Source organism: Neotabrizicola shimadae, from assembly GCF_019623905.1.
Lineage (GTDB): Bacteria > Pseudomonadota > Alphaproteobacteria > Rhodobacterales > Rhodobacteraceae > Neotabrizicola > Neotabrizicola shimadae.
Genome location: NZ_CP069373.1, coordinates 15,910 through 32,096, shown reverse-complemented (window position 1 = coordinate 32,096; position 16,187 = coordinate 15,910). Strand labels below are relative to the sequence as shown.

The 16,187-nt window shown below is 67.1% G+C and carries 11 protein-coding genes; 1 reads left to right on the top strand and 10 read right to left on the bottom strand.

Annotation, left to right across the window (positions count from 1 at the left end):
* The 9 genes from JO391_RS21295 to JO391_RS21255 all read right to left on the bottom strand — a co-directional run.
* On the bottom strand, positions 1–2,504 hold a 2,504-nt coding region (locus tag JO391_RS21295; protein ID WP_220664833.1), incomplete at its 3' end, for a glycosyltransferase family 4 protein.
* Positions 2,491–3,504: a GDP-mannose 4,6-dehydratase gene (gene gmd / locus JO391_RS21290; RefSeq protein ID WP_220664832.1), complete on the bottom strand. Its 1,014-nt coding sequence runs from the start codon at positions 3,502–3,504 to the stop codon at positions 2,491–2,493. The genes gmd and JO391_RS21295, both read right to left, overlap by 14 nt.
* Positions 3,501–3,938, bottom strand: coding sequence for a hypothetical protein (locus tag JO391_RS21285; protein ID WP_220664831.1), 438 nt, complete (start codon positions 3,936–3,938; stop codon positions 3,501–3,503). The genes gmd and JO391_RS21285 overlap by 4 nt, the downstream gene beginning before the upstream one ends.
* A gap of 56 nt (positions 3,939–3,994) precedes the next feature.
* Positions 3,995–4,204 carry a hypothetical protein gene (locus JO391_RS21280; protein WP_220664830.1) on the bottom strand — a complete coding sequence of 70 codons (210 nt, stop codon included), beginning with the start codon at positions 4,202–4,204 and terminating at the stop codon, positions 3,995–3,997.
* Between the two features lie 2 nt (positions 4,205–4,206).
* The gene (locus tag JO391_RS21275) at positions 4,207–7,707 is read right to left on the bottom strand and encodes a glycosyltransferase family protein (RefSeq protein ID WP_220664829.1); all 3,501 of its coding nucleotides are present in this window, start codon (positions 7,705–7,707) and stop codon (positions 4,207–4,209) included.
* Between the two features lie 40 nt (positions 7,708–7,747).
* The gene (locus tag JO391_RS21270; protein WP_220664828.1) at positions 7,748–7,966 is read right to left on the bottom strand and encodes a hypothetical protein; all 219 of its coding nucleotides are present in this window, start codon (positions 7,964–7,966) and stop codon (positions 7,748–7,750) included.
* A 47-nt stretch (positions 7,967–8,013) separates the two neighbouring features.
* Positions 8,014–8,925: an NAD-dependent epimerase/dehydratase family protein gene (locus JO391_RS21265; protein WP_220664827.1), complete on the bottom strand. Its 912-nt coding sequence runs from the start codon at positions 8,923–8,925 to the stop codon at positions 8,014–8,016.
* A gap of 287 nt (positions 8,926–9,212) precedes the next feature.
* The gene (locus JO391_RS21260; protein WP_220664826.1) at positions 9,213–10,310 is read right to left on the bottom strand and encodes a ParB/RepB/Spo0J family partition protein; all 1,098 of its coding nucleotides are present in this window, start codon (positions 10,308–10,310) and stop codon (positions 9,213–9,215) included.
* A 106-nt stretch (positions 10,311–10,416) separates the two neighbouring features.
* Positions 10,417–11,802 carry an AAA family ATPase gene (locus JO391_RS21255; RefSeq protein WP_220664825.1) on the bottom strand — a complete coding sequence of 462 codons (1,386 nt, stop codon included), beginning with the start codon at positions 11,800–11,802 and terminating at the stop codon, positions 10,417–10,419.
* 439 nt (positions 11,803–12,241) lie between these two features.
* Here JO391_RS21255 and JO391_RS21250 point away from each other — a divergent pair, with 439 nt between their 5' ends.
* Positions 12,242–13,270 carry a replication initiator protein A gene (locus JO391_RS21250; protein ID WP_220664824.1) on the top strand — a complete coding sequence of 343 codons (1,029 nt, stop codon included), beginning with the start codon at positions 12,242–12,244 and terminating at the stop codon, positions 13,268–13,270.
* Positions 13,271–13,450: 180 nt separating this feature from the next.
* Here JO391_RS21250 and JO391_RS21245 read toward each other — a convergent pair whose 3' ends face one another.
* On the bottom strand, positions 13,451–16,144 hold the full coding sequence (locus JO391_RS21245; RefSeq protein ID WP_220664823.1) for a DUF4214 domain-containing protein: 2,694 nt from the start codon (positions 16,142–16,144) through the stop codon (positions 13,451–13,453).
* Positions 16,145–16,187: the final 43 nt, after the last annotated feature.

Genomic DNA, 16,187 nt, shown 5'->3' with positions numbered 1-16,187 from the left:
GCCTCAAGACCCTTCATGATCTCCTCCATCCGCGCCGCATAGCGGCGCGAGATCGCCTCGGCCGAGAAATGGGTGCGCACATAGGCATGGCCGGCCTCGGCCTTGGCCTGGCGCAGCGCCGCGTCGTCATGCACCAGGCGCATCTGGCGCGCTGCATCGGCGATGTCGGGCTCGGCCCATTTCTGGCCCGGCAGCACGAAGATGTAGTCGTCGTCCTCCAGTTCGACCTCCTGGTAGCCCACCAGGAAGGCGGTCTCTTCCGAACAGAAGTCCATGTTGCCGGAATAGGCGGTGCAGACCACCGGCAGCTTTAGGTTCATCGCCTCGATCATGCCGAAGCCCCAGCCCTCGGACTTGTGCAGCGAGATGTAGCAGTCCGCACCCTTCTTCAGCCGCAAGAGGTCATCATAGCTCAGCGTCTCGTCGATGACCGTGATGCGCTTGTCTGCCGCGACCAGGGCATCGACCTTTTCCCAGATGCGCAGTTGCGCCGGGTCGGCCACCTTGCGGCGGTTCTGCGTCTTGATCACCAGCCGCACGTCGCGCACCCCCTCGAAGGCGCGGGCAAAGGCCTTCAGCGTGCCGAGCGGGTTCTTGCGCTGCACGAAGGAAAAGCTGTCGAAGGCCACGAAGAACACGAATTCGCGGCCCGAAAAGCCGGTCTTGCGCTGCAGGTAGGCACGGGCCTCGTCGCGGTCGATCTCGGGCAGATCCTCGAAGCACATGCCGACATTGGTCACCGGCCCCGGCGCATTCGGCCGGAAGATCGACACGCCGTATTCGGTCGAGACCCAGATCTCATCCAGCATGTTCATGCCGAGGTAATGGCAGGCCGCCGGGCTGTCGAGTTCCCAGAAGAAATAGCCGATGTTGTAGGCACCCGAAAAGACATCGGGCTGGTAGGCGAAGGCCAGGGGGATCGACTCGCCGTTCAGGTGGATCAGGTTCACCTTCGCGCGGCGGTAGCCCGACAGGTCGCCTACCCGGCTGAAGCCCTCGGGGGCGGGATTGTCGAGGCCGAAGTTGACGCAGTTCACGCTCCAGCCGGTGCGCGACAGCACCTCGGCCGAAAGCCGCGTCGCCTGGCCCAGGCCCGAGGCCTTTTCGAAGGGGCCGATGATCTGGATATCCACCGGCGTCTCGTCGCGCGGCGGGGCCGGCAGGATCGCCGCTTCCAGCCGGTCGCCCCCGGCGGTGAAGTTCAGGAAGCGCAGCCCGACCGGGTCGAAGCCCTGCAGCCGAAGCGCCGCCTCGAAGGCGGGGCGGTCCAGTTCGGGCGCTCCCTCGCCGGCAAGCTCGCGCCAGAGCGCGGGCAGAAGCGGCGCCTGCCCCTCGAAGAGCCGGCCCAGAAGACCCTCGGGCAGGAAGCGCAGGTAGTCGGGCCGCTGCGCTGCCATCAGCGCGATGACCGCGCCAAGCCGCAGGCGTGCCGCCCGGTCTTCCAGCACGAAGCCGGCCAGTTCCGGCGTCTCGGCGTGAAGGCGCAGCATGAACTCGCTCGGCGCGTCGGGCTTGCCCTCCCAGGCTTCTGGCACCCGGCGCAGGCGCTCGGCATAGGCCTCGGGCACCAGGCAATCCTCGACATTCATCGCGCGGGCCTGCCGCACCGACCACCAGAAGGTGACCCAGTCCAGCCAGTTGGCATTGCCGAAATCCATCGAATGCAAAAGCGGCGGCACACCGAGGATGAAGGACCAGGTGGCCCGCGTGATCGTGGTGCGCTGGCCGGGGATCACGACAGGCCCGTTCCACCAGGCGATCAGCTCCTGCGACATCGGCACGCGCAATCCCTTGCGCAGGGTGCTGTAGCCCGCGACATACCAGTTCTGGAAATGCGCAGTCTCGGCCTCTTCGGCGAGGTCGAACTGGCGGTCCAGCTTGTAGCGGTAACGCACATAGTCGCCGTAGGCCGTCATGCCGGGCGGCAACTCCCCCCCGGTCAGATAGTCGCTGCGCGAGAACATCCGCCGGTGCGGCGCATCGGCGGGCAGGTCGGGCCAGCCGGCTTCGCCCGGCAGGCAATCCAGGGACATCCCGGCCCGGGCCTCCAGCAGCGCGCGCCAGCGCTGCAGGTCGCCGTAAAGCAGCCGTTCCAGGGGGTCTCCCCTGTCGGCGGCGCCGGCAGGCAGGACCCCCGCCCCCGGCACAAGCAGGATCTGGTTGCCCAGAATGAATTCGGTGCGGTCCAGGACGCGGACGGTCACGCGGCCGCCGTCCTCGGCGATGGTGCGCAACAGCGCGGGCGGCAGCGGCAGGGCAAAGGCGTGATGCCCCGTGCCGATGCCGGCCTCCTTCAGGTCGCCCCTGAAGATGTTGGCCACGCCCTGCGCCAGCAGTCCACGCCGGGTGTAAAGCCCGACACGAACCGGCCCCGCGGCCGGATCGCGTGGCAAAACCCATCCGGTCAGGGCCCCGTCAAAGACCCCGTCGACATTGCCCCGGTAGGGCCGCATGGCATGCACCAGGCGGGCAACCTGCCCGCGCAGCGCCTTAGCCAAGGGCATCGTAATCGGACTTCGCCATCATCTCGGCCAGTTGCCGCACCGTGACTTCCGGTTGCCAGCCCAGCCTGGTGCGCGCCTTCGTGGGATCGCCGATCAGCAGGTCCACTTCCGCCGGGCGGAAGAACTTCTCGCTGATCTCGACGATACGCTTGCCGGTCTTGCGGTCGGTGGCGGTTTCCTCCACGCCCTCGCCCTCGAACACCGGATCCATGCCGAGCGCCTCGGCGGCAAAGCGCACGAAGTCGCGGATCGGCGTCGTCACCCCGGTGGCCAGCACATAGTCATCGGCTTCGGGCTGCTGCAGCATCATCCACATGCCCTTGACATAGTCGCCGGCGAAGCCCCAGTCGCGCTTGGCATCAAGATTGCCAAGGACCAGGGTGTCGGTGCCGCCGCGGGCCAGGCGGGCCAGGGCGAGGGTAATCTTGCGCGTGACGAACTCCTTGCCGCGCAGCGGACTCTCGTGGTTGAAGAGAATGCCCGACGAGGCATGCATCCCGAAGGATTCCCGGTAGTTCATGGTGATGTAATGGCCATAGACCTTGGCCACGCCATAGGGCGAGCGCGGATAGAAGCGCGTGGTCTCGCTTTGCGGCACGGCCTGCACCAGGCCGAACATCTCGGAGGTCGAGGCCTGGTAGAAGCGCGTCTGCGGCGCAAAGGTGCGCAGCGCGTCCAGGATGCGCAGCACACCGATGCCGTTCACATCGGCAGCATAGACCGGCAGGTCCCAGGACGAACCGACGAAGCTCTGTGCGCCGAGGTTGTAGACCTCGTCCGGTGCGACCGTCTGCAGCACGCGGACGATGTTGTAGGGTTCCGACAGGTCGAAGTCGTGGATGATCACGTCCTTCAGGACGCCGACCTGCTCCAGACGGACCGTCTCGGGCTGGGAAATCCGGCGGACGCCGCCGTGAACCTCGTATCCCTTCTCAAGCAGGAACTTCGAAAGATAGGCCCCGTCCTGTCCGGTGATGCCCGTGATGAATGCCTTCTTCATAAAGCCCCGATCTCCACTTTGTCCCGTTTGCCGGTCGGCGGTGTGATAGACAGGCGATCCCGACCCTGCAACCTGTAAGTTGCCGCCGCCTGGCCTTTGTTGAAACCGGTCATTTTTTCATGGCCGGCCATTCGCAGTATTTCCCCGGTATTGTCCATTTCACAGAATGGGGAGCATAGGTTCTGCAGGGATACCCCGGAGAAATCAGTTTCTGGCAGGGATGATCCGAACAGAAATAAAATTCCCGTCTCCTTGGGGCGATACAATGCACTGTATTTTTCAGAATCCCGTCCCTTGGCGCATTTATCACCAGGCCAGGGGTGTCTGAAACCAGAGATCAGCTTTCCAGGCTCATCCATCTGCCCAAGAGTCCCGGACCGGATCAGGGTCTGTTGAGCGCAGAAAGATTCGCGGCGAGCAGGGAAGGATTCCATGAGTGCGGACTTTCTTCAGCTGTTCTGGCGTAGATCCGGCAGGATACCTCTCTGGATCAGGCGGCCAGCGTGATGCTGAGTCCCTGCTTTTCCAGGGCACGCATCAATTGGCGGGCCTGCTTGAGATAGTCGGCCCGCGCCGCTTCCCAGGCATCTTTCGAAACCTTGCCGGGATTGGCGCGCGCATAAAGCACCCGTGCCAGCCGGGCGGCAACCTGGTTGCCGGCCTTCTTGTCGTCGTCCGCAGCCTGAGTTTCGTTGGCCATGATCAGCTCTCCTTGTCTGAGGCAGAGACCGGACCGGACGATACCGGCCCGGAATTGGTGTGTCCAGAAACGCGCCCGGCGCGAGCGGTCCGCCGGCCTTTCGTTGCCTTTGCGCTGCCGGCGTCCTCGGTGCGGCCTTTCGTTGCCTTGGCGGGCTCGTCACCGTCCTCTTCCGTCTGGTCCGCATCCGCGGCCAGATCGGCTTCCGGCTCCGGCTGGATCTCGCCCGTGGCCAGACGGAACGCGAGCAGGTTCATGCCAAGCCGACGGGGATCGAGGACCTTCTTGGTAACCGGATCCATCACGGGCAAGGCCGGGGCTTCCAGCTCGAGGCCGATGCGCAGGTCGGCCTCCTTGTCGGTGACGAAGGTGGGCGGCAGCGGCAGCCGGGCGGTGATGACCTTGACGGGATCCAGCGTGATGGTGCCCAGTTCCTCTCCGTTCAGCATGACCCGGCAGCGATGCGGCTCGCCATCGGCCGCGGCGCGCGACCCGGCGCGGATCTCCAGGTGCATCGCTTCGCCCGAGAACTCGCCCGGCTCCAGCCGCCCCTCGATCCTTGCCTTGTCGCCGTCGATCCAGGTCGCGACCGGCTCGATCTTCGAGAAGCCCTCACGCAGGAAGGACTTGCCGTTGCCGGTGCTGGTGGTGAGGTATTCGACATCCGGCTCGATCGGATCAAGGTTGGACAGCCGCAGCCGGCGCAGGCCCACGCTGAGAATGCGGTTGCCGCCATACATGCGCACCGCATGGCTGGGTTCCAGCGTCAGTTCGCAGTTGCCCATGTCTCCCATCGCCTCTGCCGGCAGCGGGATGACATGGGTGGACATGCGCTCGCCCACCTTGAAGCGGGCGACCGGCATGTCGTTGATCTTGCAGGTGAGCTCGATCGGCTCGTGCTGGGTCTCGGAGCTGACGGCGATGAGATCGAGTTCCAGCCGCATCTTCGGCATCCGCTCGCGGATGCGGAACCGCAGAAGCGCCGGGCCGTCGCTGAGCCAGGTCAGCTCTTCCTCGGGGAAGCAGCCCTCGACAAGCAGCGGGCGGCCGTTGCCGGTGCGGCGCAGGTCGTAGTCCAGGTCGGGGGCCAGTTCCGGCAGCGGCACCTTCGCCGAGCGGAAGATGCCGACGCCGGTCAGCAGGATGCCCAGGCGCCGCGGATCGACGATGGCGCCCTCGGCATTGCGGACCGGTTCGGCATGGTCGGCGATGATGCGCACCTGCAGCACTTCGGCCTTGGCCAGACCGACCGGCAGGCGCACGGTGATCGCCACCGGCTGCGCGGAAAGCTGGAAGTAGCCCAGCGTCATGCCGTTCACCGCCACGGTGACGTGCTGCGGCCGGTTGTCGGCCAGCGCCGGACGCCCCGCCAGCATGAGCGCGATCTGCATGTCCTCGATCTTGCCGGCATTGGCGATGCGGAAGCGCAGCGTGCCGACACCACCATCGATCCAGATGCCCCCGGCCTCGGGATGCGAGAAGCCGGTGTCGAGATATTGCAGCGCCGCACTGCCCGTGCGCACGTCCATCATCTCGTCCAGGAAGATGCGCGGCACGAAGGGCGCCACTGCCAGATCGCCGTTGAGCCCTGTTCCGGTGACTGGCGGCACGGGCGGCAGGCCGGGCAACGGGTCGAACCGCAGCGTGTCGCGCAGGAACTGCTGCTGGCGGGCAATGCGCTGCGCCGAAGGCATCCTGGTCACGGCATCCGGGATGATGCGGACGTAACCGGCCTCCCCGGTCTGGGCCACGCGCCCGCCGATCAGGGTCTGCAGAAGCAGGTAGCCGGTCGCCCCATCGTCCAGAAGCGGCAGCACCTCGGCCCCGGCCGAAGTCAGCAGGCCGGCGCTGAACAGGTAGCGGCCGGGGGTGCGCCACAGGTCGCTGTTGACCAGCACGTCGCGCGGATCGGAGGGCATGTTGAGCCCCGCCACCGTGCGCCGCACGAAGAGGTCGCGCTTGGCACCCTCGTAATCCTCGTCCAGCTGGCCCGAGGCTGCGGCCAGAACCCTGGCCCGGCCGCCGGGAACCGTCAGCGCCTGGGCAAGGCTGCGGAAGTGGTCACGGAAGAAGCGCTCGCCGGTGCTGACAACGGCGAAGGCCTCGGTCGTGACATGGCCGCGCGCCGCATGAAGCGCGGCGCCAAGCGTCGGTTGCAGCGCGTCCTGGTGGAAGACATCGGTGATCACGGTCACGCGCGGGAAATGGGCCTGCGCCGCCTCGATCAGCGCCTTGCCGGCGCCCTCGGCGAAGACCGGGTCCCAGACAAGCACCAGCTCGATGGCAACACCTGCCTGGGCCTTCAGGTCCTCCAGCACCTCGCGCACCGCCGAAAGGCGCTGCCCGGCATAGGGGAAGATCACCGTGATCGGCGCCGCATCCGGGCCGCGGCGCGCGGCAGTGCGGGCGGGATGCTGGGTGATCAGTGCCTGGAGGCATTTCTCCAGCGAGAAGAGGTCGCGCAGCCGCTCCTGCCCCTTGCGGGCGCGCTCGTTGGCAGCCTCCGGATCGGCACGGATCTCGGTGATGATGTCCGTGATCTGGAAGAAGATCTCCTCGTCGCCCACCGTGTCGTCGACCTGATAGACGAGATCGGAGAAATACTTGTCGATGAAGGGATGCGGGTTGGCGATGATCGCGGTGCCGGCCGCCAGCCCCTCGAACAGCCGGTTGCTCATCACCCCGCTGTCCTGGTGCGCCTTCGACGACATCGCCAGGCAGATGCCCGAGTTGTGCAGCGCCCGCACCACCGACTTGCCGTCGAAGGGCAACTCGCCCCGATAGCAGTCGTAGCCCTCCCATGGCTTTGCGCCCAGGAAGGTGCGCGGTCCGTAGATGTCGATCAGCTTCTCGTCGTCCAGAAGCCGCAGCAGTTCGTGGAAGCGGCCCTTCTTGCTCTGGCCCAGGCGCTCCCAGTTGATGCCGATGTAGAACAGCCGTGACTCCTCGGTGATCTTCGGCTCGAAATAGGGACCCGAGGGGCTGTGGAAGAGATAGGGCAGATGGCCGGGTCTGTTGCGTCCGCAGGAGGCCATCAGAGCCTGGAAATGCGCATCGCTCGGATCGGCCGAGCAGGACAGGCCGTCGCTATGCGTCAGAAGCTTGGCGACCGACGGCTCGTAGCCGAAATCGAAGTAGAAATCGACCGGCTGCCAGATCGCGTAATAGGAGGGCACGTCGATCAGGCGCGGCGACTCGAAGTGCAGCGAGATCATGAAGTCGACGTCATCCGGACCCAGCTGGCGGGTCTTGTCGACCGGCGCGTCGTCGCTGGACCAGACCGGGTAGCCGTTATTGTCGGTGACGATGATGCGCGACCCGATCCGTTCCGCCGCATTGCAGAAGCGCTTGATCACCTCGTATTCCGCATTGCGGATCTCGGGCCAGGTCAGCGGCACCGCAATGGTCGCCCGCCGCGGCGCCCCGGCTGCCTCGCCGAGAACCTGGTCGAAATACGCCTGAAGCTTTGCCAGTGCCGCCGGGTGATCTGCCGTCATGTCCATGATCTGCTTGTAAATATAGGGGTCTGGGATCGGTTTCGCGTCAGGCCGACGCCAGGCGCCTGAGCCCGCAGTCTCGTTCACGGTTGAGCGCCACCTGCATTTCCGACACAGCATGGAACTCTCGTCGCCCGGCTTGGCAGAGCCATTCGAAGCGCAGGAAGATCAGGTTCGCCGCCCCGAAAAAAGCCCGGCCGCGCCTCTGGACGAGAGAGGTTCCCGTCTTGGGCAGGCCGATGTGCAGGAAGACCGTCTTCTTCATGGCTGCCTTTTCACGCGAAGCCCCGGCCCCGGGACCATGCTTGCCTCTCAGGTCCGGACATCGGGCCAGTTCTGCTCATACCAGCGGTAGGTGCGCTCCAGCCCCTCGTGCAGCGAGAAGCGGGGCGCAAAGCCGGTGGCGCGCAGGCGCGAGACATCGTAGCTGCGCGTCAGCTGGCCCTCGGGCTTTTCATGCTGCCACTGGATGTCGCGCACACCGCTGATGTCGGACAGGATCTGCACCACCTCGGCGATCGGCACGGTCGTGCCTGTGGCGATGTTGAACCTGCCCTCGCCCGTCTCGGCCACATGCAGCATCGCCGCCGCGGCATCGTCGATGTAGATGAAGTCGCGCTGCGCCCGGCCGCGCCCCCAGACCGGAACCGCCGTCCCGGTGCGCGCCGCATGATGGAACTTCGCCACCAGCGAGGGCACGACATGGCCGTTCTCGGTGTCGAAGCGGTCACCGGGTCCATAGAGATTGGTGAAGATCGCGTAGCTGTAGGAGATGCCGTACTGCTTGGCATAGGCCTCAAGCTGCGCCAGCATCGCCCGCTTGGAATGGGCATAGGCGCTTTCCCCGGCATGGGGCTCGCCCATCAGGTACTGGCTTTCGTGGATGTTCTCGGTCAACTCGCCCGGATAGGCGGCGACGGTGCTGGCGACGTTGAACTTGCGCACGCCGGTGCGGTAGCCGGCGGCGATGACGTTGTAGTTGATCGTCAGGTTCTCGTCGAAGATCTCGGCCGGGAAGCGGCTGTTGCCCATCAGCCCGTGGACGCGGGCCGCGGAATGCACCACCGAGGTCGGCCGATGCTCCTGAAAGAAGGCCAGGGTCGAATTGAAATCCGTCAGATCGACGGCATCCCTGCTGGTGCAGACATAGGCGCCGCCAGTGCGGTCGAGGTTCTGTCGAATGGCAGAGCCGAGAAGGCCGGTTGCACCCGTAAGCAGTATCATTCTCTTCGTCCAGTCGTCACAATGGGAGAAGGCCCGAGGCGGAAAGCGCAGCCCGCGCCGGTCTATTTATTGTTTAATTTCAGGAAATTGTCACAGTTCACTCGCCCGGCTGAAAGCTTGCTCCCGCTAGCTTGGACGGGCGAGAACTTTTGGTTGGATCTCTGACCCGAAGTCAACCCTGTCCGTGCCGGACAAGGCAGCCACCGATCAAAAGATCGCCGAAGGTGGTCAAAACTTGTGCGAAACCTTACCGCCCTTTCAGGGTTTCCCGCTCTCGCCCGGGCCCTTCAGTCCGGATTCGCCAGCCAGGCCTCCAGCCGCTCGCGGAAGGCTGGGTCCACGGCAGGGCCGGCAACGATCAGCACGGGCCGCGTGAAACCGCCTTCGACACGCAGGAAGACGCCAGGTCGGATCTCGCGGGTTCCAGGGTCGGGGGGGGCAGGACGCGGCACAGGATCGGGCGTGGGGCTGGCTACGGGCCGGGGGGCCGCGCCCGGGGGAGGGGCCGGAGCCTCCAGCGCGGCGGCCAGCCGGGCCAGTTCCTCCTCGGCGGTCGCTGCCGAACGGGCGCCCAGATCACGCAGCAGCTGGCCCGGAAAATCCGGATCCGCATCCAGCCGCGCCGCCAGGGCCAGGCCCAGCCGTTCCGGGATGGCGGCGGGAAAGCGCAGGCTGCCGTCCAGCGCCCGCCAGATGCGCAGGAACGACCCGATCTTCGACCGTTTCGCCCGGCTGGCGGCGGCAAACAGCGCCTGCAGCGCGCTGCGGTCATCGGCGAAGACCCCCTGTTCCACGGCGCGACCGGTGATGCGGGCGCGTTCGTAATAGGACAGGCCAAGCCGGATCTCGTTTTCCTCGACCATGGCGACATAGGCCGCGCCCGCCGTCTCGGGGCGGCGCAGAAGCGCCAGCACCGTGTCGAAGCGCGCCTCGCCCGTCTCCTCGGCCAACTGCCGCAGCGCCGTCAGCCGCCGCCAGCCCGAGATCAGGCCATAGCGGCCGGGGGCGGTCTCGGTCACCTCGATCGGCGTGCGCTGGCCGTGCAGGCGGATCGACTCCATCAGCGCCGCCATCTCCTCGGCGTCGATGCCCAGGCGGTCGCGCACCAGATAGTCGATCTCCACCGCGTCCAGCGCCAGCCGCTGCACCAGCCGGCCTTCGGCCCGCGCCGCGGCCAGCGCGCCCGACACCTCGGCCAGGGCGGCCACGGCGCTGGCCTCGCCCGCGACCTGGGCAATGGGAGGGGGGGCAATGGGCGGCGGTGCGATGGCCGAAGCCTCCAGCCCCGGCCGGACGGGCGGCGCGCCCCAGGCCTTGGTCTCCAGCACACCGGGCGCCCCCAGATAGTCGCTTTGCGCCGGGGTCAGTCGTCTGCGTTTGGCCATGCTCAGCCCTCCTTGCCCCGGTAGCCTGATCCTGTGCCGGTTTCGGCACCGTCACCGCAGCGCACGGCGCCCCATCCGGCGGCCGAAACGTTTCGCGCGCGAAACATCACGCCGCCTCCGCCTCCAGCTCGTCGCGGCGCCAGATGCCGTAAAGCAGACGCTTGAAGGCCGCCCAGGTGACATCGAAGGTCTCGCGGCCGCGGATATAGGTGTCGCGGTTGAAGTCGCGGTAATCGGCCTCGTAGATGCCGTTCACCTGCTCGCCCGCCTGGCCGATCAGCGCGGTGAAGTCCTGGCGTTGCGGCGTCAGGCTGCGGCCAAGATAGGCCTGCATCAGCCCGGACAGTTCCGCCTGCTGGCTGCCGTCATAGCGCGTGACGAGGCAGCGCACCGCATCCCATTCGAAGGCCAGTTCCGGCCGGCCAAGCGCCCGGGCGGCGGTGTTCTCGCCCTCCTCGATTGAGGAGAAGGTGGAATGCAGCATGTCGAAGAAGCGGCCGGTGGAGTCGAACTCCAGGAACGAGGCGCCAAGCGGCACCAGCAGGATGTCGGCCGCCGCCAGCCCGTTGATGGTGAGATAGCCAAGCGCCGGCGGCGTATCGAGGAAGATCAGGTCATAGCGGTCCAGAAGCCCGCCTTCCGCCAGAGCCTCTGCCAGCGCATCCCACAGCTTCCAACCCCGCGCCTGCATGCGCCAGACCGGAATCTGGAACTCGGCCCAGTAGAGGTTCAGCTGGCTGCCGATCAGGTCGATGTTGGGCCAGTGCGTCTTCTGCACGAGGCTGTCCGGCGCGATCTTCAGCGCCTCCGACAGCGTGGCATCCAGCGCCACCGGCGCCTCGCCGCGGCCCACACGCGCCCGGTTTTCCACCTGCAGGTGACGCGCGTAATGCCCGGCGATCAGCGGAAAGACCGTCTGCCATTCGTCGGCGACCCGTCCCCCGAAGATCGAGGTCATCGAGCCCTGGCTGTCGAGGTCGATCACCAGCACGCGGTAGCCGTCCAGCGCCGCCGACATGGCGAGATGGGCGCAGGTCGAGGTCTTGCCGACACCGCCCTTGAAATTCGCCACCGCCACGATCTTGGCGGGCAGGCCCGCCGGCCGGTAGGGCAGGTATTCCTTCCGCGCGGAACCTTCCGCCGCGAAATGGGCGCGCAGCCGCAGGACCTCGTCGAAGGTGAACCAGCGCGCGCCTGCCTCGGTTTCCGCCCGGCCCTGCGGCAGGTCGGGGTTCTGCTTCAGCACCCGGCGGAAATGGCCGGGCGCCACGGGGATCAGATAGCGGGTGATCTCCCAGGCCGAAAACAGCCGCAGCGACTTGCGACCCTCTTCCCCGAGTCCGCGAGAGGCAAGGTCCGCCCGCCCGCGGGCGCAGGCAGCCGCGATCTCGGCCAGGGTCCCGGTACCGACGGCAGGGGCCAGATCCGCCAGTGCGGCATCGGGGCTTATGTTGAAATAGGGCGGTGGCGCATCTGCCGATTCGCGTGTCATGGCCTGCTCATGTTCGCGTTTTTTCGCAGGATACAGGAAAACGGCGAACATGAAAGAAAAAGTGCGACATCAAGGGCCAGAAGCTGATTTTCTCAAGCATATACAAGGCTTTCGCTGATGCCCTGCGTCTCTTGTTCCGAGCCTGGCATTCGCCAACCCATGTTATCATTTTGTTAGTTTAGTAGTTACACGGAGCCCTGGCGCGTCCTGGAGCCATCTAGCCTTTTGTTTTACAAGCAGAAAAATTCGCATTTGTCCGGCTGGGCGACTCTGATCCCACGATGGACCGACTCCGATCCCCCGACCCGGTGACTCCGGTCCCCCGATGGGCTGAAGACGGGGCTTGGCCGCAAGCCCCCTGCCGGGTGATACTGAAACCACGAAGGCCTGCAGCAAGACGGGCCTGGGCACGGGGCAGTCGGGGCACGAGGCGGGCATCATGGCTTCAGCGGTGGGCTTGGGGGCATCGGGGCGGCGCGGGCTGGCGCCGGACCGGCATGGCGGCGATGTCTTCGTCTGCGACATCTTCGATGCGCTGCCCAAGGATGACATCGGCAGCATGGAGCATCCGGTCTTCTCGCTGTCGACCCGACCGGATTTGCGGGTGCTGGAATATGCCCACAACGGCGTGACGGTGACGGTGGTGCCCTCGGTCCGCGGCCTTGCCACGATGTTCGACAAGGACATCCTGATCTACTGCATCAGCCAGTTGATGGCCGCGCTGAACGCCGGTCGCCCGGTCTCGCGCGAGCTGCGGCTCACGGCGCATGACCTGATGATGGCCACCAACCGCGAGACCAGCGGTGACGGCTACCAGCGCCTGCGCGAGGCCTTCGAGCGGCTGGCGGGTACGCGCATCACCACGAACCTGGTGACCGGCGGCGTCGAGGCGACCACCGGCTTCGGCCTGATCGAAAGCTGGCAGATCCTGCGCGCCACGAAGGGCGGCCGCATGGTCCAGGTTGCCGTCACCCTGTCGGACTGGCTTTACCGCGCGGTGCTGTCGCATTCGGTGCTGACCCTCAGCCGCGATTACTTCCGCCTGCGCAAACCGCTGGAGCGGCGGGTCTATGAACTGGCGCGCAAGCATTGCGGACGCCAGCCGGAATGGCGGGTGGGCATGGGCACGCTGGCCAAGAAATCCGGCTCGGCCTCGCCCTTGCGCGTCTTCCGCCGCATGATCCGCGACATGGTGGCCGAGGATCACCTGCCCGAATACCGCCTGGCCGAGGAGCCGGGCGACATCCTGCGCGTCACCCGCCGCGACCTGGTGATCCTGCCGGGCGAGGGGCCGCTGCTGAAATCCGCCACGCTGGAAACCGCGCGCGAGATGATGCCGGGCTGGGACGTCCATGCGCTGGAGGCGGAATGGCGCGCCGTCTGGGCCGCCACGGGCCGCCCGAAGCTGCGCGCGCCGGACGCGGCCTTCCTGGGCTGGCTGAGGAAGCGGGGCGCGGCGTCCCGATAGGGTGGCCGATCCTCGTCCCTTTCATCACGATAAGAGGGACTTATCGGGGATGATGGGGCCTTGGCGGAAAGCACCTGGTGATGCGCGAAATGTGCCGATAATGAGCGGTATGGATGAGAATGCGGCACGTTTTAAGGGTTTCACAGTCGTGCCGCTCCGGCGTGGTGCCCCGGATCGAGGCTAGATCAGAAGCATCTCGGCGGTGATCGACGATGGGGCAATATCGCAGAAGGTCACGCTCACCCCCTGATCCGAGAACAGCGTCCCCGCTGCGGTTGTCGTGACATGGGCCAGTGCCGCTGCGGCATCGGCATAGCCGAAGGCCGTAAGGTCGATCCGGTCCCAGGGCTCCAGGTCGGCGACGCGATGGCCCGAACCCAGGCCGGGGGCCAGCACGAAGCTGTCCGCGCCGATCCCGCCCATCAGCAGGTCGGCCCCTGGCGAGACGGAAAGCTGGTCGTCGGGCAGGAAGGCGCGCATCCAGTCGGTCAGCGCCGCGGCGGTGGTCTTGCGGAACTCCTGGCTTTCGGAAAATCCCAGCACCACCCGCTCGCGGCTCATGCCGTTCGCTATCGCCCTGGTCCAGGTGGCAAAGCCGGTGGGATCGGGCGCGCGGTCCAGCACGTTGTTGTACAAGAGCGTGACGAACTGGGCATCGGTGGTCGCGCCATAGCGCAGCTGGAACTCGCGCGAGGCGACAAAGCCCGCGGCGGCCGCGAGCGGGGTCATGCCGGCGGCCATCTGCCCGCTCCAGTGCAGAAGTCCCGCCGCCTCGGGAGGGCGGTCCAGCGTCGCGCGGTACAGCCGGTAGACATCATCCGCCCAGTCGGCCTGCAGGCCGGCCCGGCTGGCGCCCAGGGTCTCGGGCGCTGTGGTCTTGCGGAACTCCTGGCTTTCGGAAAATCCCAGCACCACGCGCTCGCGGCTCATGCCGTTCGCCATCGCCCTGGTCCAGGCGGCAAAGCCGGTGGGATCGGGCGCGCGGTCCAGCACGTTGTTGTACAAGAGCGTGACGAACTGGGCATCGGTGGTCGCGCCATAGCGCAACTGGAACTCGCGCGAGGCGACAAAGCCCGCGGCAGCCTCCTGCAGCGTCATGCCTGCCGCAAGCCGCCCGCTCCACCCCAGAAGCCCCGTCGCTTCGGGAGGGCGGTCCAGCGTCGCGCGGTACAGCCGGTAGACCTGGGCGGCGAAGGGATCGAAACCCGCATCCTGCGCCTGCCCCAGCACGAGATCCTCACCCGCCCCGCCCGACAGGCTGTCGCGGCCCGCCCCGCCCGTCATCGTGTCGTTGCCCGAGGTGCCGAACAGCAGATCCGCCGCCGCCCCGCCCTCGATCCGCACCCCGGAGGTGCTGACCGGCACCACCGGAATATGCCAGAGATCCAGCAGGTCGCGATCGCCCAGGCTGGCCGGGTCGATCCCCCGGCCATCGGTCGAGAAGAGCTGCAGCCGCTCGTCGCCGAAGCGCAGCTCCACCCCGCCGGCGATGCTGTGGAAGGAAAAGGCATCGCGGCTGTAGACCCGGCCATAGGCCGACAGGTCCAGCCGGTCCTCGCCCGGCGTGAAGCCCGCGATCCGGTCCAGCGCGCCGTCGGCGGTCATCACGAAGACATCGGCGCCGCTGCCCCCGGTCAGCGTATCGCGGCCGGCGCCATCGACCAGGATGTCGTTGCCCGCCCCGCCGTCCAGCTTGTCCTCCCCCGCGCCCCCGACCAGCAGGTCGTTGCGCGCATCGCCCGCAAGCTTGCTGCCGCTGGCCGCGGCCCGCAGCACCGGCGCAAGGCTGCCGGTATCGACATGCAGTCGCGTCAGCCCGGATTCGCTGCCGCTGGCCACGAAAAGATCCAGCCCGCCACCCGCCGCCGCCCGGACCGTCAGGGCCGAGGGATTGTCCAGCGCCATCGCCGTACTGTCGGCGATCACCCCCAGTTGCAGAAGCCGCCCGCCGGGCAAGAGCGTCATCAGCGAAAGCCCGTCATCGGCCCCGCCGGCGATAATGAACGATCGGTCGCCAATGGTTGCGGCCTTCAGCACAGTCATTCCCTGAAACCGGCTGAACAGGTCGTCGCCCACCTGGTCGGTCACTGCCAGCCGGCCGGCGGCGGTCAGTTCCGCCACGGTGATCGAGCTTGTCCCGGCCGCGCCGATCAGCAGATAGTCGCGCCCGCCGGACTGCAGGGTGACCAGCCGTGCGGGTTGGTCCACGGCCAGGTTCTCGGCCGGGCTCAGGCGGGTGGCTGCAAGCATCGCGCCGCTCGTGCGGTCAAGCTGCAGCAGGGTCACGCTGTCGGCCCCGCGCGAGGCGACGCACAGGAAGACCGAGCCGCCCCGGGTGATGACGGCGATGTCCGAGATGTCGCTGCCGTCGCCGCCGCCATCCACGGCCAGCCGCGAGAGGGGGGTCACCACCCCCGCGGCCGAGCGCAGGGCCAGCGAGACGCCTGGCGTGCCGGGGGCGGTCCAGTACAGGAGATCTGCCCCGCCGGTCATCGCGGCGCTGCCGATCCGGTTGACCGCCCCCACCCCGTGCAACAGCACATCGGGCCCCGAAATCCCGCCCCGGTCGTCCAGCCAGCGCAGCACGGTGTTGCCGTCGCTGTCGCGCATGGCAAGCGCCCGGCCCCCGCCGAGCGTCAGTTGCGCCAGCAGCGGCGTCCCGGTCCAGGCCTGGCCGGTGGTGACCACGGCCTGCCCGGCGGTGTAGAGACCCGTCTCCGGGTCGCTCCACAAGAGCAGGTCGCCCCCCGGCGACAGCGCGAAGAGTCGGCCGCCGAAAGCGGTATCCGCCAGGACCAATGTCCCGATGCCGGCAAACCATGCCGCACCGGCGTCGGACAGCGTGCCGACGAGCCGGAAAGGATCCGTCCCCACCCGATATCTCCCACCCCTGAAAGACCGGGGCAGGATCGCGGGA